Raw genomic sequence first — 18306 nt, 5'->3', positions numbered from 1 at the left:
GGCACAGACTACATCTGCGCCATGGCAGATTCCCCACTCCAGGATTTCATCGGCCGGCACGAACGTCTGTTCGTGCTGACCGGCGCCGGCTGCAGCACCAATTCAGGCATTCCCGATTATCGCGACGGCCAAGGCAACTGGAAGCGGACCCAGCCGGTCAACTTCCAGGCCTTCATGTCGGACGAGCATACGCGCCGGCGTTATTGGGCGCGCAGCCTGGTCGGCTGGCGGCGGTTCGGTCAGGCGAAGCCGAACGATGCGCACCGTGCGTTGGCCCGGCTCGAGGCGAAAGGCCGGTGTGGGATGCTGCTGACCCAGAATGTCGACCGGCTGCATCAATCGGCCGGCCATCGGCAGGTCATCGACCTGCACGGTCGGCTCGATCTTGTCCGCTGCATGGCCTGCGGCCGCAAGACACCGCGCGACGAGTTTCAACATGCGCTTGGTCGCGCGAACGCGGCGTGGCTGACGCTCGATGCCGCCGATGCACCTGATGGCGATGCCGATCTGGAGCACGAGGATTTCTCGTCGTTCCAGGTGCCTGCCTGCGAAGCCTGCGGCGGCATCCTCAAGCCCGACGTCGTGTTCTTCGGCGAGAACGTCCCCCGCGACGTCGTTGCCACCGCGCAGGATCATCTGGCAGAGGCCGACGCCATGCTCGTCGTCGGCTCCTCGCTAATGGTCTATTCCGGCTTCCGCTTCGTCCAGGCCGCCGCGCGCGGTAATATCCCGATCGCCGCGGTCAATCTCGGCCGCACCCGCGCCGACGATCTCCTGACGCTGAAGGTCGAGGAGCGCTGCGAGTCAGCGCTTGCATTCCTGCTCTGATCGCGCCAGCGGCGCACACGCCTTGCCTATTGTATAGGTGCCGCGCAGAATGGCCGGGCACAGCGTTGCCGGCTGCCTCACGGCACGGAAATTGCTGCGTTTTCGAAACCCGGTCTTGACGATCAGCACGGAGAATTTGGAATGCTTGAGGGAGCCGAGGTGCGGCTTGCCGTGGATATCGGTGGCACGTTCACGGACATCGTGCTGGACGTGGGACAGGACCGCAAGACGCGCAAGGTGCTGACGACGCCGCAGCGCCCCGAGCAGGCGGTGCTGGACGGCATCCGCCTCATCCTCACTGATGCGCGTGCGCATATCAGCGACATCGACGTCTTCATTCACGGCACCACGCTCGCGACCAATGCCATCATCGAGCGCCGCGGGGCCAAGACGGCGCTGATCGCGACCGAGGGCTTCCGTGACGTGCTCGATATCGGCACCGAAAGCCGCTACGACCAATATGATCTCAGCATCGACAAGCCGAAGCCGCTGGCGCCCCGTTCCCTGCGCTTCACCGTGCCAGAGCGCATCGACGCCCATGGCGCCGTCCGACTCCCGCTGGACGAGACTGCCGTGCGCGCGCTCGCGCCGAAATTGCGTGAGCTGGGCGTCGAGAGCGTCGCGATCGCCTTTCTGCACTCCTATGCCAACCCCGAGCACGAGCGGCGCGCGGCCGCGATCATCGGGGAGGAGATGCCCGGCATTTCGGTGACGGTGTCATCGGCCGTGTGTCCGGAGATCCGCGAATATGAACGCACCTCCACCGCGGTCGCCAACGCCTATGTGCAACCGTTGATCGACGGCTATCTCGCCCGCATGACCGATGCCCTGCAGGTCGAGCAGTTTCGCGGCGCGATCTATCTCGTCACGTCGGGCGGCGGCGTGACCTCGATCGAGACGGCGCGGCGCTTTCCCGTTCGTCTCGTCGAATCCGGTCCGGCCGGCGGCGCGATCTTCGCGGCACAGATCGCGGCGCGGCTCGGGGAGAGCAAGGTGCTGTCCTTCGACATGGGCGGCACCACGGCAAAGATCTGCCTGATCGAAAAATACCAGCCGGAGACCTCGCGCGTGTTCGAGGTCGATCGCGCCGCGCGCTTCCTCAAAGGCTCCGGCCTGCCGGTAAGGATTCCCGTGATCGAGATGGTCGAGATCGGCGCCGGCGGCGGCTCGATCGCGCATGTCGACGCGATGAAGCGCGTCACCGTGGGTCCGGAGAGCGCTTCCTCGGAGCCGGGGCCTGCCTGCTACGGCCGCGGCGGCCAGCGCCCGGCGGTGACGGATGCGGACGTCGCGCTCGGCATGATCGATCCTGATGCGTTTGCGGCCGGCACGATCAAGCTCGATCCGGAGCTTTCGAAGCAGGCGTTGCTGCGCGATGTCGGTGCGCCGCTCGGCCTGTCGGCGGAGACGGCCGCCTATGCCGTGCACGAGGTCGTCTGCGAGAACATGGCGAGCGCGGCGCGCGTGCATGCGGTCGAGCGCGGCGCCGTGGTCGGCCAGCACACGCTGATCGCGTTCGGCGGGGCCGCGCCGCTGCATGCGGCGCGGGTCGCCGAGAAGATCGGCGTCTCCCGCGTGATCGTGCCCTCGAATGCCGGCGTCGGCTCGGCCGTCGGTTTCCTCGCCGCGCCCATCGCCTATGAGTTGGTACGCAGCCGGCATGTCCGCCTCGATGATTTCGACACCGAGGCGGTCTCCAATCTCTTGCAGGAAATGGCGAATGAGGCGCGTGCGCTGGTCGAGCCCGGCGCCGCCGGTGCGCCGGTGCGCGAGCGCCGCGCGGCCTTCATGCGCTATGTCGGCCAGGGCCACGAGATCACGGTCGAGCTGCCGAACCGGCGGCTGATGACGGCCGATCTCGCCGGCCTGCGGCAGAAGTTCGAGACGGATTATTCCGCAATGTTCGAGCGGCCGATCCCGGGCGCTGCGATCGAGGTGTTGAGTTGGTCGGTGCTCGCCACCACCGAGGCGCGCAACCCGCCCGCCGCCGCTTCCGTCGCGCGCAAGCCCGCGGCCAAGGCATCCGGCAGCCGAAAGTTCTTCGACGGCCGGGCGGGCGCAGTGATCGAGATCCCGCTCTATCGCCGCGAGGACATGGCGCCGGGCGCGACCATTGCCGGTCCCGCGGTGATCGCGGAGGACGAAACCTCGACCTTCGTCTCCACCAGTTTCGACGCGCATATCGACGGTGCCGGCAGCATCGTCATGGAACGAAAGGCGGCCTGACCATGAGCAAGGCAAATGGCGCGAGCCTGATCGATCTCCAGATCATGTGGCACCGGCTGATCGCCGTGGTCGAGGAGCAGGCGCAGGTGCTGCTCCGCACCGCGTTCAGCCCGATTGTGCGCGAATGCGGCGACCTCTCGGCCGGCGTGTTCGACCTCAGCGGGCGGATGCTGGCGCAGGCGGTGACCGGTACGCCCGGCCACGTCAACTCGATGGCGGAATCGGTCAAGCATTTCATTGCTCACTTTCCGATCGCGACGATGAAGCAGGGCGATGCCTACATCACCAACGATCCCTGGATGGGCACCGGCCATCTCAACGACTTCGTGGTGACGACGCCCTGCTTCAAGGACGGCAAGGTCGTCGCGCTGTTCTCCTGCACCAGCCATCTCATGGACATCGGCGGCATCGGATTCGGACCTGACGCCACCGACGTGTTCATGGAGGGGCTCTACATCCCCATGCTGAAGCTGATCGACCAGGGCGTCGTCAACGAGACGCTGATGGCGATGATCCGCACCAACACGCGGCTGCCGATCGACACCGAGGGCGATACCTATTCGCTCGCCGGCTGCAACGACGTCGGCTGCGAGCGTCTGGTCGAGATGATGAACGAGTTTGACATCGACACGCTCGACGAGCTCGGCGACTACATATGCGATCGCTCGCGCGAGGCCGTGCTGGCCGAGATCGCCAAGCTGCCGAAGGGCAGCTGGCACAACGCCATGGTGGTTGACGGCTATGATGAGCCGGTGACGCTGGCCGCGACGCTGACGATCTCGGACGACGGCATTCACGTCGATTTCGACGGTACCTCCGCGGCCTCGAAGTTCGGCATCAACGTGCCCTTGTCCTACACCACCGCCTACACCGTGTTCGGCCTCGGCTGCGTCGTCGCCTCACAAATCCCCAACAATGCCGGCTCGCTCTCGCCGCTGACGGTGTCGGCGCCGGCGGGCGCGATCCTCAATGCGCCGAAGCCGGCGCCGGTCGCCTCGCGCCACGTCATCGGCCAGATGCTGCCAGACGTCGTGTTCGGCTGCCTGCGCCAGATCATTCCCGAGCGCGTGCCGGCGGAGGGTACGTCGTGCCTGTGGAATCTCAACGTGCGCGGGCAGACGCGAAGCGGCGTCGGCGGCAATTACGGGTTCTCCATGGCGGTCACCTCCAATGGCGGCACCGGTGCGCGCTTCGGCAAAGATGGTTTGTCGGCAACCGCTTACCCAAGCGGCGTGCGCGGCACGCCGGTCGAGATCGCGGAAACGCAGACGCCGCTGATCTTCTGGCGCAAGGAGCTGCGCCCGGATTCCGGCGGGGCAGGGCGCACCCGCGGCGGCCTCGGCCAGATCATCGAGGTCGGCAGCGGCGTCGATGCGCCGTTCGACATTCTCGCTGCGTTCGACCGCATCGATCATCCGCCGCGCGGGCGCGATGGCGGCCGGGACGGCGAGGCTGGTTATGTCGGCCTGAAATCCGGGAAGAAGCTGCGCGGCAAGGGCTTTCAGCAGGTGCCTCCGGATGATCGCCTCCTGGTGCTGACGCCCGGCGGCGCCGGCATCGGTGCGCCAACCGAGCGCGATCGGGCGGCCATCGAGGACGACATCGAAAGCGGGCTCGTGTCTGCCGACAATGCGGCTTCAGTTTATGGATACGCGCGGTGACGCCATTCGGCGTCTGGCTAGCGAAAGGAGGGGAGCAATTCCTGCCGCGGGTGCTGTACGGATAATGTTTTGCGCCGCCCCGGCCTGCACGGCCGGGACGGCGTTTCCATTTCCGAGCCTTACGCCGCCGCCTTCTTCCGCGCCTGCTCGGCCTTGTACAACTCGAACTCCTCCGCGATCGCCCTAGCAATCGAAGGTCGCTGGCGCAGCCGCTCGTAGTACGCCTTCACGTTCGGCCATTTCGCGAGCTCGATCGGCGGCGTCGCCATGGTCCAGTTGATGACCGTGACGAGATAGGCATCGGCCACGCTGAAATGGTCGAGCAGGAAGTCGCGCCCCTTCAGGTGATTGTCGAGATAATCGAGCCGCGACAGGTACTTCTCGAGCGCATAGGCCTTTGTCTCCTGCGGTGCTTTGCGGTCGAGCACGGGAATGAAGAGGCCCTTGTGCAGCTCGGTGCCGATGAAGCAGAGCCATTGATGCAGCCGCGTGCGCTCGATGCCCGTTGCGGTGCCGAGGCCGGACTGCGGAAAACGGTCCGCGACATATTGCAGGATCGCGGCGTTCTCGGTCAGCACCACGCCTTCGTCGGTGCGCAGCGTCGGCACGAGCCCGATCGGATTGATGGTACGGAAGTCGGAGCCGTCGTTCAGCACCTTCTTGGTGGGTGGATCGACTTCGAGATAGTTCGCCTCGGCGCCGGCTTCATACAGCGCGACGCGTGTCGCCATCGAGCAGGCGAGCGGCGAGAAATAGAGATCCATCTGTAGCCTCCTTGGGCAATTCCTCTTTGGGTGTCGCTCAACCTGGCCAGATTGATTTTTGTACCATCTTGCATAATATGGGCGTGGTCAAGGATTATTTTGCGAAATGGTACAAAAATCGAAGCCGCCAGCTGCTGCCAATGAGCCCGAGCGCCGCGGCGAACCCAAGCGCCGTGGCCGTCCCCGCGCCTACGAGCCCGATGTCGCGCTCGGCAAGGCGCTCGATCTGTTCCGCAAGCAAGGTTTCGCGGCCACCTCGCTCGACGATCTCAGCGAAGCGACCGGCATGAACCGGCCGAGCCTTTACGGCGCCTTCGGCGACAAGCGCGAGCTCTACATCAAGAGCTACCAGCGCTATCGCGAGGAGGCCGGCGCTTCCATGGTCGAGATTTTTCGCCAGGAGATGCCGCTGCGGCAGCGGCTGGAGCGCATCTACGCGTCCGCGCTGGACATCTATCTGTCCGGTGACACCGGCCCGCGCGGCTGCTTCACGGTCGTGACCGCGGCGTCCGAGGCCGTTGGCGATCCCGAGATCCGCGCCATGGTGCTCGACGGTCTCACCGGACTCGACAAGGCTTTTGCCAGTTGCTTCCGCCGCGCCAAGGAGAAAGGCGAGTTGCGAGAGAGCGCCGATCCAGTCGCGCTGGCACAGATCGCCTCCGCCACCATCCACACCATCGCCATCCGCTCGCGCGCGCGCGTCCCGCGCAAGGAGCTCGAGGCGATCGTGAAGGGCGCGATCGATGTGATGGTGGGAGCCAAGTCCTAGCTGTCGTCCCGGCCCCTGCGCGCAATTGCCAGCTACGCCGCGCGGATCTGCGCAAGAAAAAGATCGACCTCGTCGCGCAGCCGCTGCGACTGCTTCGACAGCTCGATGGTCGAGCCCAGCACTTCCTCCGCGGCCGCATCCGTGGCTGCGATGCCGTCGGCGCCTGATGTCTCGCCTTGCACGGCAATGACCTGCGCGCCGATCTCTTCTGTCGCGAGCACGAGCCCAGCGCGGCGATGCCGATTGAAAGCCACCAGGCACGGTCGGCCGAGGTCTCGTAATCGGCATTGTCCATCACGAGCTCGACGGCGCCGAGCGGCTTGCCGGAAAAGTCCCTGATCGACCGCGACTAAGAGACGGTCGTGCGCCTCTCCGCCGGCCTCAATACCCCCTGACCCGGTCCACCACGTTCTCCAGTGCGCCGCCGGCCTCGAACCGCGCGATCTGCTCGGCGACATAGGCCGAGATCGCGTCCGCATCGGTGTCGGCAGCGTTGTGGGGCGTCAACACCACCTTGGGATGGGTCCAGAACCGGCTGTCCTTCGGCTGCGGCTCCTGCACGAAGACGTCGAGCGAGGCGGCGCCCAGCGTGCCATCGTCGAGACAGGCGAGAATGTCCGCTTCGTTCTGCAGGCCGCCGCGGCCGGCATTGATCAGCACGGGCGCGCCGAGCGGGCTGTTGCGGTGGAGCCTTGTGAAGAGGTCGCGCTTGAGGATGCCGTTTGTGTCAGGCGTCAGCGGGAGCAGGCAGACCAGAATGTCGGTCGTGCGCAGAAACGCGTCGATCTGCGCAGCGCCGTGGAAGCACACCACGCCGTCGATCGTCCGCGGGCTGCGGCTCCAGCCGGCGACACGGAAGCCGAGCCGCCGCAGCACGTCGGCCGCATCGGCCCCCAGTGTGCCCAATCCCATGACGCCGACCGTGATCGCGCTTGCCGGCCACTGATATTTTGGTTCCCAGCGTTTCTCGCGCTGCGATTGCCTGAGGTAAAGCTCCTGGCGGTGATGCATCAGCACGTGCAGGACGACATATTCGGTCATGCGATTGGTGAGATCGGGCACGGCGACGCGCACCAGCGGCACATCGGGCAGGCTCCTGTCCGCCATCAGCGCATCAACGCCCGCGCCGAGATTGAAGATGGCCCGAAGATTGGGGAACGCACCGAGATCGCCCGGCACCGGCTTCCACACCGCCGCATAGTGCACCTCCGCCGGATCGAGCCCGGCGTCCGGCAGCAGCACCACGCGGCGGTCGCCGCAGACCGCTTCGAACCGGGCCTTCCAGCGCTCCGGCAGCCAGTTCTGCTGTGTGCTGTTGATGAGGACGGCCAGTGTGCCCAGGGTCATTCGAAGTGCCTCGTCGGTTCCGCTTGATGAAGGACCCTCCTTGGCACGATCTGCCGGATTTTTCTTGCAAATTTTTTCCGCAGCCCTGTCGGGGCGGGGCATATTGGCGCGTCTTCAGAACAGACGAGGAAAGTGCCGGCCATGCTTTACGCCATTCTTTGCTATCACGATGAGGACTTCGTCGGCTCCTGGAGCAAGGACCAGGACGAGGCCGTGATGAAGAAGCTCGCCGTGGTTCAGGAGAAGCTCACCAAACAGGGCCGGCTCGGGCCGGTGGCGCGGCTGTTGCCGACGACCGCGGCGGCGACGCTGCGCAAGGAGGATCCGCCACTGGTGCTCGACGGTCCCTATGCCGAGACCAAGGAGCAGCTGCTCGGCTTCTACATCGTCGACTGCAAGAATCTCGACGACGCGCTCGACGTCGCGCGTGAGCTTGGAGCCGCCAATCCCGGCGGCGCCTACGAGGTGCGTCCCGTCGGCGTCTTCCGGCCCGGAGGAAACCTGACGTGAGCGATGCCGACACCGCTTGGATCGAGACTGCGCTGACCTCGGCGCGACCCCAGGCGGTGGGCGCGCTGCTGCGCTATTTCCGCGATCTTGATACCGCAGAGGAGGCGTTTCAGAACGCCTGCCTGCGCGCGCTGAAAACCTGGCCGCAGAACGGGCCGCCGCGCGATCCCGCGGCCTGGCTGATCATGGTCGGCCGCAACGTCGCAATCGACGAGGTGCGGCGCGCGCGCAAGCAACAGCCGCTGCCCGAGGACGACCAGGCGATCTCCGATCTCGACGACGCCGAGGGCGCGCTCGCCGAGCGGCTCGACGGCTCACACTATCGCGACGACATTTTGCGGCTGATGTTCATCTGCTGCCATCCAGGGCTGCCGGCGACGCAGCAGATCGCGCTGGCGTTGCGCATCGTCTCCGGCCTCACGGTGAAGCAGATCGCGCGCGCGTTCCTGGTCTCGGAAGCCGCGATGGAGCAGCGCATCACGCGCGCCAAGGCGAAGGTCGCCGAGGCCGGGACGCCGTTCGAGGCGCCCGGCGCGGTCGAGCGCTCCGAACGGCTCGCCGGAGTTGCGGCGATGATCTACCTGATCTTCAACGAAGGCTATTCGGCGAGTGGCGACACCGCCGAAATCAGGAAGCCGCTGTGCGAGGAGGCGATCCGGCTGGCGCGGTTGCTGCTGCGGCTGTTTCCGAGCGAGCCGGAGATCATGGGCCTGACGGCGCTGATTCTCTTGCAACATGCGCGCAGCGCCGCGCGCTTTGCCGAGGACGGATCGCTGATCCTGCTGGACGATCAGGATCGTTCCTTGTGGAACGGCACCATGATTGCAGAAGGCCTCGCGCTGATCGACAAGGCGATGCGCCACCGCCGCAGCGGACCCTACCAGATCCAGGCCGCCATCGCCGCGCTGCATGCGCGCGCAGCGACGCCGGGGGAGACCGACTGGACCCAGATCGATCTGCTCTATGGGGCGCTCGAAGTGGTGCAGCCCTCGCCGGTGGTGACACTCAACCGCGCGGTCGCGGTCTCGAAGGTGCGCGGGCCCCAGGCTGCGCTCGACCTGATCGAGCCGCTGGCGCCGAAGCTCGCCAACTACTTCCATTTCTACGGCGTGCGCGGCGCCTTCCTGATGCAGCTCGGCCGCAACGACGAAGCCCGCATCGCCTTCGACCGCGCCATCGCGCTCGCCAATACATCGGCCGAAGCCGCCCACATCCGCATGCATCTCGATCGCCTGATCCGGGACAGCCAGCCGAAGCCGAAGGAGAGCGCCAAGGCGAAATGATGTCTCACGGTCATTCCGGGGCGCCCGGAGGGCGAACCCGGAATCTCGAGATTTGGTCCTTCGGACCATCCCGGAATGACGGGCAAGAAAAATCTCATCGGCTCCTGTCGGCCCCTGCCGCGCCCTTTCGTCTTAATCCGGTATCCAAGGAGCCATTCATGCTGAGAGCCGTTGCCATCATTGCCGTCGTGCTCGCGATCGGAATCGCAGGCATTCTCGTCTTCGCCCTCACCAAGCCTGACACATTCCGCGTCGAGCGCAGCCTCGCCGTGAAGGCGCGGGCCGATGCGATTTATCCACTGGTTGCCGATTTCCGCCGTTGGACCGCCTGGTCGCCCTATGAGGGACGCGATCCCGCCATGAAGCGGACGTTCGGCGGAACCGCGGCGGGGAAGGGGGCGACCTATGCCTGGGACGGCAACAACAATGTCGGTGCCGGCCACATGGAGATCCTGGAGGCGAACGGGCCCTCGAAGCTCCGCATCAAGCTGGATTTCGAGCGGCCATTTGAAGGGCACAATGTCGCCGAGTTCACCTTTGTGCCGCAAGGCGATGCCACACTCGTCACATGGGCGATGTACGGTCCGGCCCCGTTCCTGTCCAAGCTGATGCAGGTCTTCATCAACATGGACAGCATGATCGGCAAGGATTTCGAAGCGGGCCTCGCCGGCCTGAAGAAGCTCACCGAGAAGCAATAGGTCTCACTGCGAACGAAGAAGAGGAGAGAAACGATGCTCAATCCGTATCTGTTCTATCAGGACACCTGCGAAGCGGCGTTCAACTACTACGCAAAGGTTCTCGGCGGCAAGATCGATGCAATGATGCGGGCCTCGGAGGTGCCGCCGGACATGCCCGCGGCACCCGGCCGCGAGAAGATGATCATGCATGCGCGCATGTCGCTGCCCGACGGCAGCGTATTGATGGCCTCCGACGCGCCGCCCGAGCATTTTCAGAAGCCGCAGGGCTTCTCGATTTCCCTCACGGTCACGGATCTCGCGGATGCCGAGCGCAAGTTCAACGCGCTGGCCGACGGGGGCAGCCTCACCATGCCCTTCAGCAAGACCTTCTGGGCCAAGGGCTTTGGCATGTGCGTCGACAAGTTCGGCATTCCCTGGATGGTGAACTGCCCGGCGGAGGGAATGTGACGGGCGCGACCGCGCGCGCGATCCGTTGAGTTGCGGTCCCCTCTCTCGATGCTGCGGGAGAGGGATATGCATGGACTCGTTACGGCGCCGATCGGCCGTCTGTCCTCTCACCGGATCGACCCGGTGACGTCCTCGCGCGGCGAAGGCTCCAGGCAACGAGGACAGATCACGAGCTTGCTGCCGAGCTGCCTGTCGTTCTCCGCCTGTATTTCGTCATGGACCGCCCACCATGCCTCGGAATATGGACGCAAAGTACCGAGTACCCTTTCCCGCTCCTGATTGGGATCACTTACCGTGAGTGCGTGGTCCGTGACGCCCCGCTTCGCGACGTGAGGACGGTTCGGATCCTTGCCAAGACCATCCCATGCGATGGGGCGACGTTCCTGCGCTGGAGCGCCTGCGCCTCCGAGCAGCGCTGTGCAAAAAGTGAGCAAGATGAAGCCGTATCGAATCATGCCAGGCCTTCGCTACGTATGGGACGCGCAGAATGCGGGTGAGACACACGCACCACGTCAGTTCGATGGAACTCAAAGCAAAAACAAATCTGCCGGCATGGACGAATGTGACTCCTGCTTTCGCATCACTTTGCGGGCGCAGTGAGGCCGCTTCGTGAAACCAACTGCATCGCACAACAATTGGCGCAATATTGGGCTGTGATCTGCACGCCAGAATCGCTATTGGTGATTCATAAAAGCTACAAACTGGGATGGACGTCACTTGCAAGGGAGCGACCGATGGCGGCGGCGCTACAGATCAATTTTGCTCTTTGGGGAATGCTCATCTGCGCCAGCGCAAAGCTGGTGCCGGTGATACAGACTCTTTTCTGAACGTAGCCAGCGCCTGATGGCGCAGATCACCCGTGCGCACGCTGGATGCGAGCGCAGGTAACATGGCGTATGGCCTCGAACCAGCCAGGCAAATCGCCTTCGATGTGATGCGGTTCCCAGCGCTCATTCACGTCACGCGCCTGGCGGCTGCCGGCTTTCATCAGCGACAACGCGGATAGATCGCGGCGAGATCACGTCCCTTCAACAGGAGCAACCGCGAGGTGAGGCCGCCACGGCGGCTGATCCAGTCGCGCACCGGGCCGGGATAGGCGGCAAGCACCGCGACCGATGCCTCCGGCTCGGCATAGAAATGTCCGCGCCGGTCCACCGAGCGCGCGGCGTGGAACCCGAGCACCGCGCGCTTGGTGACGCAGATGCGCTCGCCTGGGACGATGCTGAGCACCAGCGTGCAGGCGGACAGGCAGGGACCATCGATCACCACGCGCTCGCCGCTCTCGCGCACTTTCTCGAACAGATCGAGGAAGGGCCCGACCTGTCCGCCTGGGGACTGGATGATGCGGATCTCGGCTCGCGCCGGTGTCGCCGCGATCAACACGGCCGCGAGCATCGTGATGGTGACGAACGCGGCGCGTTGCATGAGCACTCCTACCCGTTGCGGCGCTGGCCGCGCAGCGTCGGCAGGCCGATACCTGCCGCATCGAAACCGCCATCGACGGCCAAAATTTGGCCGGTGATGTAGCTGGCGCGTTCCGAGCACAGAAAGTAGATCGCTTCCGCGAGTTCCTCCTCCAGGCCGTAGCGGTTGAGCGGGATGGCATCGTGGTAATCGGCGCGGATCTCCTTGGTGTGCACCTGCTTCGCCATCGCTGTGTCGACCGGTCCCGGCGCAACCGCGTTGACGCGGATGTTGAGGGAAGCGAGCTCGACCGCGAGCTGCTTGGTGAGGTGCGCAAGGCCCGCCTTGCTGGTGCCGTAGGCCGAACGCAGCGTCGAAGCACGCACGGCCGAGATCGAGGTGATGTTGACGATGGCGCCGCCATTGCCGTCACGCATCAGCGGCACCGCCGCCTTGGTGCAGAGGAACGGTCCGGTGAGGTTGACCTCGAGCACGCGGCGCCAGTCAGCCTCCGACGTCTCCATCAGCGGCGCGAACACCGCGATGCCGGCGTTGTTGACCAGCGCATCCAACCGGCCGAACCGCCGCTCCATCGTCGTCATTGCAGCGCTGACTGCGGCTGCGTCGGAGACATCGCAGGTCAGCGCCAGCGTCGCCTCGTTTTGGCCGATGTCGGCGATCGCGGGGCCGAGCAGGTCGCCCTCGATATCGAGCAGCGCCACGCGCCAGCCCTCGGAAAGGAACTTCTTCGCGGTCGCAAGCCCGATGCCGCGTGCGGCTCCGGTGACGAGGGCGACTTTTTGCGCGGCTTGCGGCATTGGCTGATCTGTCCTTCTGGCGGAAACGGAAGCCGCACGGGCGGCCAGCGCCTTTTACTTCGCTTCTGTTGCGGTAAGAAGAGCGCCAGTCCATCTCCGTCAGCCTGGGGCCGCCGCTTCTTCAGCGGCAAGGGCAAAGGCCCGGCTGCGTCGGGCCGCTTCATCCTTGGAGGCTCGCCGCGCCTTGCACGGCGAGCTGGCGCCGCGCGCCGAGCTGCCAGATAATTTTCGTCATCCATGTCGGTTCCCTGACAGTTCATTCGTCTTGGAAAGTGAGGGCGTGGCCCCGCCGCTGCTCGCCCCGACAGTGAAAGCAAGGAAACCTCATGCGATTCATGATGCTGATGATTCCGCTTGGCTACGAGAACGCGCCGCCGGACGTGCAGCTCGATCCCGAGCGGGTTGCCGCGATGATGCGCTACAACGAGGCGCTGAAGGATGCCGGCGTGCTGATCACGCTCGACGGCCTGCATCCGCCCTCGATGGGCGCGCGCGTCTCGTTCGCGACCGGCGTGCCTGTCGTGACCGACGGGCCCTTCGTGGAAGCCAAGGAAGTCCTGGGCGGCTATTGGATGATCGAGGTCGCCTCGCGCGAGGAGGCGATCGCCTGGGCGAAGAAGTGCCCGGCTTCGCCGAACGAAATCATCGAGATCCGGCAGGTACAGGAGATGAGCGATTTTCCGCCCGACGTGCAGCAGGCCGCCGCCGGTTTGGAGGAACTGAAGAAGTAACCACCGCGGCCGCGATGAGATCGCGGCTGTCGTCAACCGATCAACAGATCAATCGATCAACAGAGGAGAGGCCGATGAGCACCGAACACAAATTCCTCGCCGTCTATCTCGGCAGCATGACCGGGTCGAAAATGGCGGCCTGGCGCGCGCTGCCCGAGGCCGAGCGAAAGGCGAAGGAGCAGGAGGGCATGGCTGCCTGGCACGGCTGGGTCGAGAAGCACAAGTCGGTCATCGTCGATCTGGGCGGCCCGCTCGGCAAGACCCGCAGGATCGACGCGAATGGCATCACCGAGATCAGCAACGCGCTCACCGGTTTCACCGTAGTGCGCGCCGCATCGCAAGAGGAAGCTGCCAAGCTGTTCGAGAACCATCCGCATTTCGCGATCTTTCCGGGCGAGGCGATCGAAGTGATGCCGGTGCTGCCCATTCCGCAGATGTAGCTTCGGGTGAGGTCTTTGCGGGGCCGTTGGGGTCCTGCAGTCATTCCGGGCGATGCGAAGCATCGGATCCGGAATCTCGAGATTCCGGGTCCGGCTCTTCGAGCCGTCCCGGAATGACTGCGGAGAATACGGAGTTAATTCTGCCTCATCGCCGCTAGTGACCTTCACGCCCGGCTCATGTAAAGGTCGTTCACATGAGCTGGCGCAAGGAGCAGCGCCGCGCCGAGCGCGGCTATCACCACGGCAATCTGAAGGAGGCCCTGTTGCAGGCCGCTCTCGGCCTCATCGCCGAGAAGGGCGCGGCGGGCTTCACCTTTGCCGATGCCGCGCGCATGGCCGGCGTCAGCGCAGCGGCGCCCTATCGGCATTTCCGCGACCGTGACGAGCTGTTGTCCTCGATCGCCCAGCGTGGATTCGAGCAGTTCGAGGCGCGCCTGTCCGCGGCTTGGGATGACGGGCGGCCCGACACGGTCACCGCGTTCGAACGTGTCGGCAAGGCCTATCTCGCCTTCGCCCGCGAGGAGCCCGCCTTCTACAATGCCATGTTCGAATCCGGCGTGCCGGTCGATGCCAATCCGGCACTCCAGGCGGCCAGTGAACGGGCCTTCAACATCATCCGTGCCGCCGCCGAGCGCCTCGCCGCGCTGACGCCGCCCGGCACTCCCCGTCCGCCGGCGATGATGATGGCGCTGCACATCTGGTCGATGTCGCATGGCGTCGCCTCGCTGTTCTCGCGTGGCGATGCAGCGCGGCGGAAGCTGCCGATGTCGCCGGACGAGCTGCTGGAGGCCGAGGTGCTGATCTATCTGCGCGGGCTCGGCTTCCCGATTGACCGCCGTCCGGCCGGCAAGAGTGCCGAGCCGCCGCCGGTGCCGCCGGAGGCTCCCTCCGGTTCGGGAGTCCCGCCCGGCGGCCCCTGGGGCAAGCCGAAATAAGATTGCGCAAATAATCACGCGGGCGTGTCTCGCGGCCAGCTTGACAAAATCGCGGGATGGTCTAGCTATGTAAATGTTATTTACATTCACAACGGCGCGCATGCCGTGATGGAGATGGGAAATGGCCTACACCGCTGATGTCAATCGATGGCGCGGCCCTTCGGACCAATACCAACAGTACGAGCGTCCCGGCATGCTCGATACGCCCTGGCATCCCGGCTGGATCGCCGTGACCATTCTCGGCTTCATCATTTGGTGGCCGATCGGACTTGCCCTTCTCTTTTTCACACTCGGGAGCAGAAGAATGTCGTGCTGGAGCCATCAGGATCGCTGGCAGAACAAGATGGAGCGGATGCAGTACAAGATGGATCGCATGCGTGACCGCATGGAGCGCCGCGGCTTCGGCTTTGGCTTCGGCCCGCCGTCCTCCGGCAACCGCGCCTTCGACGAATATCGCGCCGAGACGCTGCAGCGCCTCGAGGAAGAGCAGCGCGAGTTCAAGGATTTCCTGACCCGTCTGCGCCACGCCAAGGACAAGGAAGAGTTCGACCAGTTCATGGCGCAGCACCGGACACGTCCGACCCCGCCGCCGACCGACCAGCAGCAAGGCTGATCTGAAGGTTCGCACCTCTCAAAGCCTTCAGGCGCATGCCCCCAAAGTCCTGATGGCCCCGAGCCGCCCGTCTGCGTGACCCGCAGGCGGGCGGTTTGGCTTGTACAGCGCCTCGATCGTCAGGCCCCGCGGCCGACAGCAAGCACGTCGCGAAGGCGAGACTGGCGCCTCGATGTGGACCGCCTATATTCGCCGTCACGGCACAGGCGAGCGGAGCGACGATGGCGGAAGCTGCTATGGCGGGTAGCGACAGCCTTTGGCAAAAGGTTCGCGACGAGGCGCAGCGCTCGGCCAATGCCGATCCTGTTTTCGGCAAAGCCGTCGCCGGTGCCATTCTCGCTCATGATGATTTCGCCGCGGCCCTGGCCGATCTCATCGGGAGGCGGCTTGCGAGCAACGCCACGGAGCGCGTGCGCTTCATGGCTTTTTGCCGCGCCGCCTTTGGGGGCGAGCCGGACTTGATCGAAGCGGCCGGCCGAGACCTCTTGGCCATCGCGCGCCGCGACCCCGCCGTCGCCGACCTGCTGCCGCCACTGCTGCATTACAAGGGGTACATCGCGCTGCAGGCCTGGCGCGTTTCGAACTGGCTCTGGCGCCATGATCATCGCGATGCCGCGCTGCTGTTTCAGAACGAGGCGTCGAACCTGCTCCAGGTCAGTATTCATCCGACGGCCAGCATCGGGTCCGCCGTGTATCTCGATCACGCCACCGGCATCGTGATCGGCGCCGACGTCGTCGTCGGCGACGACGTCACCATCCTTCAGAACGTCAGCATCGGCCGCAGCAGCGAACTGCCGGCGCGCTCGCCGCGCATCGGCTGCGGCGTCTACATCGGCGCGGGCGCAAGCATCCTCGGCGACATCAGCATCGGCGATCTCGCAAAGATCGGCGCCGGCACTGTCGTGACGAGCGACGTCCCCGCTGGCTGCACGGCGGTCGGCAATCCTGCGCGACTGACCAACTGCCCCGAGTCCGCCTCGGCCGCCTGAGACGTCCTTCGCTTAAAGCATGATCCGGAAAAGTGCGAAGCGGTTTTCCGGAAAGATCATGCGTAAACAACAAGCTAAAGCGCGATGACGATTCATCCAAATCTCATCGCGCTTTAGGCGGCGCGGCGGTGGCTTTCGCCGCCATGAGGCGGCGTGGCCGGCTCCGAGCTGGTCTGGCCCGGTGCATCCAGCACGGCGACGTGATGCCGGTAGACCATCTCCCACCCCTTCCATCCCGTGAACAGCAGGATGCCGACCACGATCAGCGAAAGCACCACGCCCCACGGCTTGATCGCAGCCTCCGCAGCACCTTGCGCGTAGCGAAGATAGAAATTGACCAGTGCCAGCACGACGGCCGTGAGATTGCCGGCCATGTGGTACCAGGCGTCATTGAGACTGCGGATGCGCGGCTCGCTCAGGAAGTCCGCAAATCCGGCTACGGCGGCAACCAGCGCCATGACGATGCCGGCGCCGATCAGCCACATCGCGGCGCGCGCCCAGAAAGCGTCGCCGGTTCCGATGAAGGCCAGATCGGCAATGGGCGCGCCAACCAGGAACGCGACGGGGAACGGGATGAGCATGGGGTGGAGCGGGTGATCGCCGATGGCGGCGGTCGTCTTTGGGTTGATGGTCATGGCAGGGGCTCGCCGAAAGTCATTTTCCGGACAATAATTCCGGGGCGAGGGAGGTTCCCTCGGTTGCACGTGCGCGTGGAACTTATGCCGCGGACGCAGCGCAGCGTCGCTTCGACGATGCGGTGCGTCCGGACACGAGCCATGGCCGCCCGCCGCCATCCCCCTGCGCTGCCTGCCTTTCCGGCAGCCAAATTCGTGGCCGGTAACCCCGCATTAACTATCGCCGGGCTCTGGTAAGAGCGGACAGTCGCGCCCGAAGCCGTGTCGAGGCCCTTAGTTTTGACATCTTGGCGGGGAATGCAGGCGGCCGGCTTTGGACGAGCCTTTGGACCAGCCCTGCACCTCAGAATGACAAGGCTTTGAGCGGGCTTGCTGGCCCGCGCGCCGGTACTAGCGCGGCTGTTCGGGAATACAGGCAGCGATTTGCTGGCCGAATGACGTTAGGTAACGATCGCCTTGAGAGGATACTGCTTATGAATCCGGCCGACGTGGCTCAGTCAGCCCTTCCGGTTGCTGCCTCCGCCGACGTGTCGCTGATTGCGCTGTTCTGGCAGGCTCACTGGATCGTGAAAGCGGTGATGCTGGGACTTCTGTCCTGCTCGGTCTGGGTCTGGGCGATCGCCATCGACAAGGTCTTTCTTTACGCGCGCACCCGGCGGTCGATGGACCGGTTCGAGCAGGCGTTCTGGTCCGGCGAGTCGATCGAGGAGCTCTATCGCACGCTGTCGGCCAAGCCGACGCATTCCATGGCGGCCTGCTTCGTGGCGGCGATGCGCGAGTGGAAGCGTTCCTTCGAGAGCCATGCCCGCTCGGTCGCGGGGCTCCAGATGCGCATCGACAAGGTGATGAACGTCTCGATCGCGCGCGAAGTCGAGCGCCTGGAACGGCGCCTGCTGGTGCTGGCGACCGTCGGCTCTGCCGGCCCTTTCGTCGGCCTGTTCGGCACGGTCTGGGGCATCATGTCGAGCTTCCAGTCGATCGCGGCGTCGAAAAATACCTCCCTGGCAGTCGTCGCCCCCGGTATCGCCGAGGCGCTGTTTGCGACCGCAGTCGGCCTTATCGCCGCCATTCCTGCCACTATTTTCTACAATAAGTTCACGTCCGAGGTGAACCGTCAGGCTCAGCGGCTGGAGGGCTTCGCTGATGAATTTTCAGCCATCTTGTCCCGTCAGATCGACGAGCGGGGCTGACGGACGGCATGTATAGTG

General features: G+C 65.0%; 22 protein-coding genes. 15 read left to right on the top strand and 7 right to left on the bottom strand.

Annotated features, from left to right (window positions below; all coding sequences use genetic code 11):
- The first annotated feature begins 21 nt into the window (after positions 1–21).
- The 3 genes from EAV90_RS19510 (at position 22) to EAV90_RS19500 (ending at position 4715) form a co-directional block, all read left to right on the top strand.
- Positions 22–828 carry an NAD-dependent protein deacetylase gene (locus tag EAV90_RS19510; RefSeq protein WP_122405650.1) on the top strand — a complete coding sequence of 269 codons (807 nt, stop codon included), beginning with the start codon at positions 22–24 and terminating at the stop codon, positions 826–828.
- A 141-nt stretch (positions 829–969) separates the two neighbouring features.
- Positions 970–3054, top strand: a complete 2085-nt coding sequence (locus EAV90_RS19505; protein ID WP_129144392.1) for a hydantoinase/oxoprolinase family protein — start codon at positions 970–972, stop codon at positions 3052–3054.
- A 2-nt stretch (positions 3055–3056) separates the two neighbouring features.
- Complete coding sequence (locus EAV90_RS19500; protein ID WP_129144391.1) at positions 3057–4715, top strand: hydantoinase B/oxoprolinase family protein; 1659 nt, start codon at positions 3057–3059, stop codon at positions 4713–4715.
- Between the two features lie 119 nt (positions 4716–4834).
- Here EAV90_RS19500 and EAV90_RS19495 read toward each other — a convergent pair whose 3' ends face one another.
- On the bottom strand, positions 4835–5479 hold the full coding sequence (locus EAV90_RS19495) for a glutathione binding-like protein (RefSeq protein WP_129144390.1): 645 nt from the start codon (positions 5477–5479) through the stop codon (positions 4835–4837).
- A gap of 106 nt (positions 5480–5585) precedes the next feature.
- Between EAV90_RS19495 and EAV90_RS19490 the strand changes: the two genes are divergently transcribed.
- On the top strand, positions 5586–6248 hold the full coding sequence (locus EAV90_RS19490; protein ID WP_129144389.1) for a TetR/AcrR family transcriptional regulator: 663 nt from the start codon (positions 5586–5588) through the stop codon (positions 6246–6248).
- A gap of 32 nt (positions 6249–6280) precedes the next feature.
- On the opposite strand, the gene EAV90_RS19485 is transcribed toward EAV90_RS19490, so the two are convergent.
- Positions 6281–6502 (bottom strand): hypothetical protein, encoded by a 222-nt coding sequence (locus tag EAV90_RS19485; protein WP_407120762.1) that lies wholly within the window; start codon positions 6500–6502, stop codon positions 6281–6283.
- 127 nt (positions 6503–6629) lie between these two features.
- A complete protein-coding gene (locus EAV90_RS19480) occupies positions 6630–7595 on the bottom strand; it encodes a 2-hydroxyacid dehydrogenase (RefSeq protein WP_122405645.1) in 966 nt (321 codons plus the stop codon).
- A 141-nt stretch (positions 7596–7736) separates the two neighbouring features.
- Here EAV90_RS19480 and EAV90_RS19475 point away from each other — a divergent pair, with 141 nt between their 5' ends.
- The 4 genes from EAV90_RS19475 to EAV90_RS19460 all read left to right on the top strand — a co-directional run bounded on the left by EAV90_RS19475 (position 7737) and on the right by EAV90_RS19460 (position 10533).
- Entirely contained in the window at positions 7737–8105 is a 369-nt protein-coding gene (locus EAV90_RS19475) for a YciI family protein (protein ID WP_024337611.1), read from the top strand.
- Complete coding sequence (locus tag EAV90_RS19470; protein WP_122405644.1) at positions 8102–9388, top strand: RNA polymerase sigma factor; 1287 nt, start codon at positions 8102–8104, stop codon at positions 9386–9388. Before EAV90_RS19475 ends, EAV90_RS19470 begins: the two co-directional genes overlap by 4 nt.
- Positions 9389–9546: 158 nt before the next feature.
- Positions 9547–10086, top strand: coding sequence for an SRPBCC family protein (locus tag EAV90_RS19465; RefSeq protein ID WP_129144388.1), 540 nt, complete (start codon positions 9547–9549; stop codon positions 10084–10086).
- Positions 10087–10119: 33 nt separating this feature from the next.
- On the top strand, positions 10120–10533 hold the full coding sequence (locus EAV90_RS19460; RefSeq protein ID WP_129144387.1) for a VOC family protein: 414 nt from the start codon (positions 10120–10122) through the stop codon (positions 10531–10533).
- A 107-nt stretch (positions 10534–10640) separates the two neighbouring features.
- On the opposite strand, the gene EAV90_RS19455 is transcribed toward EAV90_RS19460, so the two are convergent.
- Complete coding sequence (locus EAV90_RS19455; RefSeq protein WP_129144386.1) at positions 10641–10988, bottom strand: hypothetical protein; 348 nt, start codon at positions 10986–10988, stop codon at positions 10641–10643.
- Positions 10989–11129: 141 nt separating this feature from the next.
- On the opposite strand from EAV90_RS19455, the gene EAV90_RS19450 reads away from it, so the two are divergent.
- Positions 11130–11360, top strand: a complete 231-nt coding sequence (locus EAV90_RS19450) for a hypothetical protein (protein ID WP_129144385.1) — start codon at positions 11130–11132, stop codon at positions 11358–11360.
- A 160-nt stretch (positions 11361–11520) separates the two neighbouring features.
- Here the strand turns inward: EAV90_RS19450 and EAV90_RS19445 are convergent, their stop codons facing one another.
- On the bottom strand, positions 11521–11958 hold the full coding sequence (locus EAV90_RS19445) for a hypothetical protein (RefSeq protein WP_122405640.1): 438 nt from the start codon (positions 11956–11958) through the stop codon (positions 11521–11523).
- An 8-nt stretch (positions 11959–11966) separates the two neighbouring features.
- Positions 11967–12755 carry an SDR family NAD(P)-dependent oxidoreductase gene (locus EAV90_RS19440; RefSeq protein ID WP_122405639.1) on the bottom strand — a complete coding sequence of 263 codons (789 nt, stop codon included), beginning with the start codon at positions 12753–12755 and terminating at the stop codon, positions 11967–11969.
- A 326-nt stretch (positions 12756–13081) separates the two neighbouring features.
- Here EAV90_RS19440 and EAV90_RS19435 point away from each other — a divergent pair, with 326 nt between their 5' ends.
- The 5 genes from EAV90_RS19435 to EAV90_RS19415 all read left to right on the top strand — a co-directional run bounded on the left by EAV90_RS19435 (position 13082) and on the right by EAV90_RS19415 (position 16463).
- Positions 13082–13486, top strand: a complete 405-nt coding sequence (locus tag EAV90_RS19435) for a YciI family protein (protein ID WP_122405638.1) — start codon at positions 13082–13084, stop codon at positions 13484–13486.
- 74 nt (positions 13487–13560) lie between these two features.
- Complete coding sequence (locus tag EAV90_RS19430) at positions 13561–13926, top strand: YciI family protein (RefSeq protein ID WP_122405637.1); 366 nt, start codon at positions 13561–13563, stop codon at positions 13924–13926.
- A 194-nt stretch (positions 13927–14120) separates the two neighbouring features.
- Positions 14121–14861, top strand: coding sequence for a TetR/AcrR family transcriptional regulator (locus EAV90_RS19425; protein WP_122405636.1), 741 nt, complete (start codon positions 14121–14123; stop codon positions 14859–14861).
- Positions 14862–14982: 121 nt separating this feature from the next.
- Positions 14983–15474 carry a DUF2852 domain-containing protein gene (locus tag EAV90_RS19420; RefSeq protein ID WP_129144384.1) on the top strand — a complete coding sequence of 164 codons (492 nt, stop codon included), beginning with the start codon at positions 14983–14985 and terminating at the stop codon, positions 15472–15474.
- 221 nt (positions 15475–15695) lie between these two features.
- Entirely contained in the window at positions 15696–16463 is a 768-nt protein-coding gene (locus EAV90_RS19415) for a serine acetyltransferase domain-containing protein (protein ID WP_129144383.1), read from the top strand.
- Between the two features lie 113 nt (positions 16464–16576).
- Here the strand turns inward: EAV90_RS19415 and EAV90_RS19410 are convergent, their stop codons facing one another.
- On the bottom strand, positions 16577–17098 hold the full coding sequence (locus tag EAV90_RS19410) for a DUF2231 domain-containing protein (RefSeq protein WP_129144382.1): 522 nt from the start codon (positions 17096–17098) through the stop codon (positions 16577–16579).
- 473 nt (positions 17099–17571) lie between these two features.
- On the opposite strand from EAV90_RS19410, the gene tolQ reads away from it, so the two are divergent.
- The gene (tolQ, locus tag EAV90_RS19405; RefSeq protein ID WP_122405632.1) at positions 17572–18288 is read left to right on the top strand and encodes a protein TolQ; all 717 of its coding nucleotides are present in this window, start codon (positions 17572–17574) and stop codon (positions 18286–18288) included.
- Positions 18289–18306 lie beyond the last annotated feature (18 nt).

The sequence above is a fragment of the Bradyrhizobium vignae genome, from assembly GCF_004114425.1.
Taxonomy (GTDB): Bacteria; Pseudomonadota; Alphaproteobacteria; order Rhizobiales; family Xanthobacteraceae; genus Bradyrhizobium; species Bradyrhizobium vignae.
The sequence above is the reverse complement of the archived record's forward strand: the minus strand, read 5'-3'. Positions and strand labels throughout refer to the sequence as shown.

Coding starts and splice junctions, on each gene's coding strand:
- EAV90_RS19510 (WP_122405650.1), top strand. CDS start 22: ATGGCAGATTCCCCACTCCAGGATTTCATCGGCCGGCACGAACGTCTG.
- EAV90_RS19505 (WP_129144392.1), top strand. CDS start 970: ATGCTTGAGGGAGCCGAGGTGCGGCTTGCCGTGGATATCGGTGGCACG.
- EAV90_RS19500 (WP_129144391.1), top strand. CDS start 3,057: ATGAGCAAGGCAAATGGCGCGAGCCTGATCGATCTCCAGATCATGTGG.
- EAV90_RS19495 (WP_129144390.1), bottom strand. CDS start 5,479: ATGGATCTCTATTTCTCGCCGCTCGCCTGCTCGATGGCGACACGCGTC.
- EAV90_RS19490 (WP_129144389.1), top strand. CDS start 5,586: ATGGTACAAAAATCGAAGCCGCCAGCTGCTGCCAATGAGCCCGAGCGC.
- EAV90_RS19480 (WP_122405645.1), bottom strand. CDS start 7,595: ATGACCCTGGGCACACTGGCCGTCCTCATCAACAGCACACAGCAGAAC.
- EAV90_RS19475 (WP_024337611.1), top strand. CDS start 7,737: ATGCTTTACGCCATTCTTTGCTATCACGATGAGGACTTCGTCGGCTCC.
- EAV90_RS19465 (WP_129144388.1), top strand. CDS start 9,547: ATGCTGAGAGCCGTTGCCATCATTGCCGTCGTGCTCGCGATCGGAATC.
- EAV90_RS19460 (WP_129144387.1), top strand. CDS start 10,120: ATGCTCAATCCGTATCTGTTCTATCAGGACACCTGCGAAGCGGCGTTC.
- EAV90_RS19455 (WP_129144386.1), bottom strand. CDS start 10,988: ATGATTCGATACGGCTTCATCTTGCTCACTTTTTGCACAGCGCTGCTC.
- EAV90_RS19445 (WP_122405640.1), bottom strand. CDS start 11,958: ATGCAACGCGCCGCGTTCGTCACCATCACGATGCTCGCGGCCGTGTTG.
- EAV90_RS19440 (WP_122405639.1), bottom strand. CDS start 12,755: ATGCCGCAAGCCGCGCAAAAAGTCGCCCTCGTCACCGGAGCCGCACGC.
- EAV90_RS19435 (WP_122405638.1), top strand. CDS start 13,082: ATGCGATTCATGATGCTGATGATTCCGCTTGGCTACGAGAACGCGCCG.
- EAV90_RS19430 (WP_122405637.1), top strand. CDS start 13,561: ATGAGCACCGAACACAAATTCCTCGCCGTCTATCTCGGCAGCATGACC.
- EAV90_RS19425 (WP_122405636.1), top strand. CDS start 14,121: ATGAGCTGGCGCAAGGAGCAGCGCCGCGCCGAGCGCGGCTATCACCAC.
- EAV90_RS19420 (WP_129144384.1), top strand. CDS start 14,983: ATGGCCTACACCGCTGATGTCAATCGATGGCGCGGCCCTTCGGACCAA.
- EAV90_RS19415 (WP_129144383.1), top strand. CDS start 15,696: ATGGCGGAAGCTGCTATGGCGGGTAGCGACAGCCTTTGGCAAAAGGTT.
- EAV90_RS19410 (WP_129144382.1), bottom strand. CDS start 17,098: ATGACCATCAACCCAAAGACGACCGCCGCCATCGGCGATCACCCGCTC.
- tolQ (WP_122405632.1), top strand. CDS start 17,572: ATGAATCCGGCCGACGTGGCTCAGTCAGCCCTTCCGGTTGCTGCCTCC.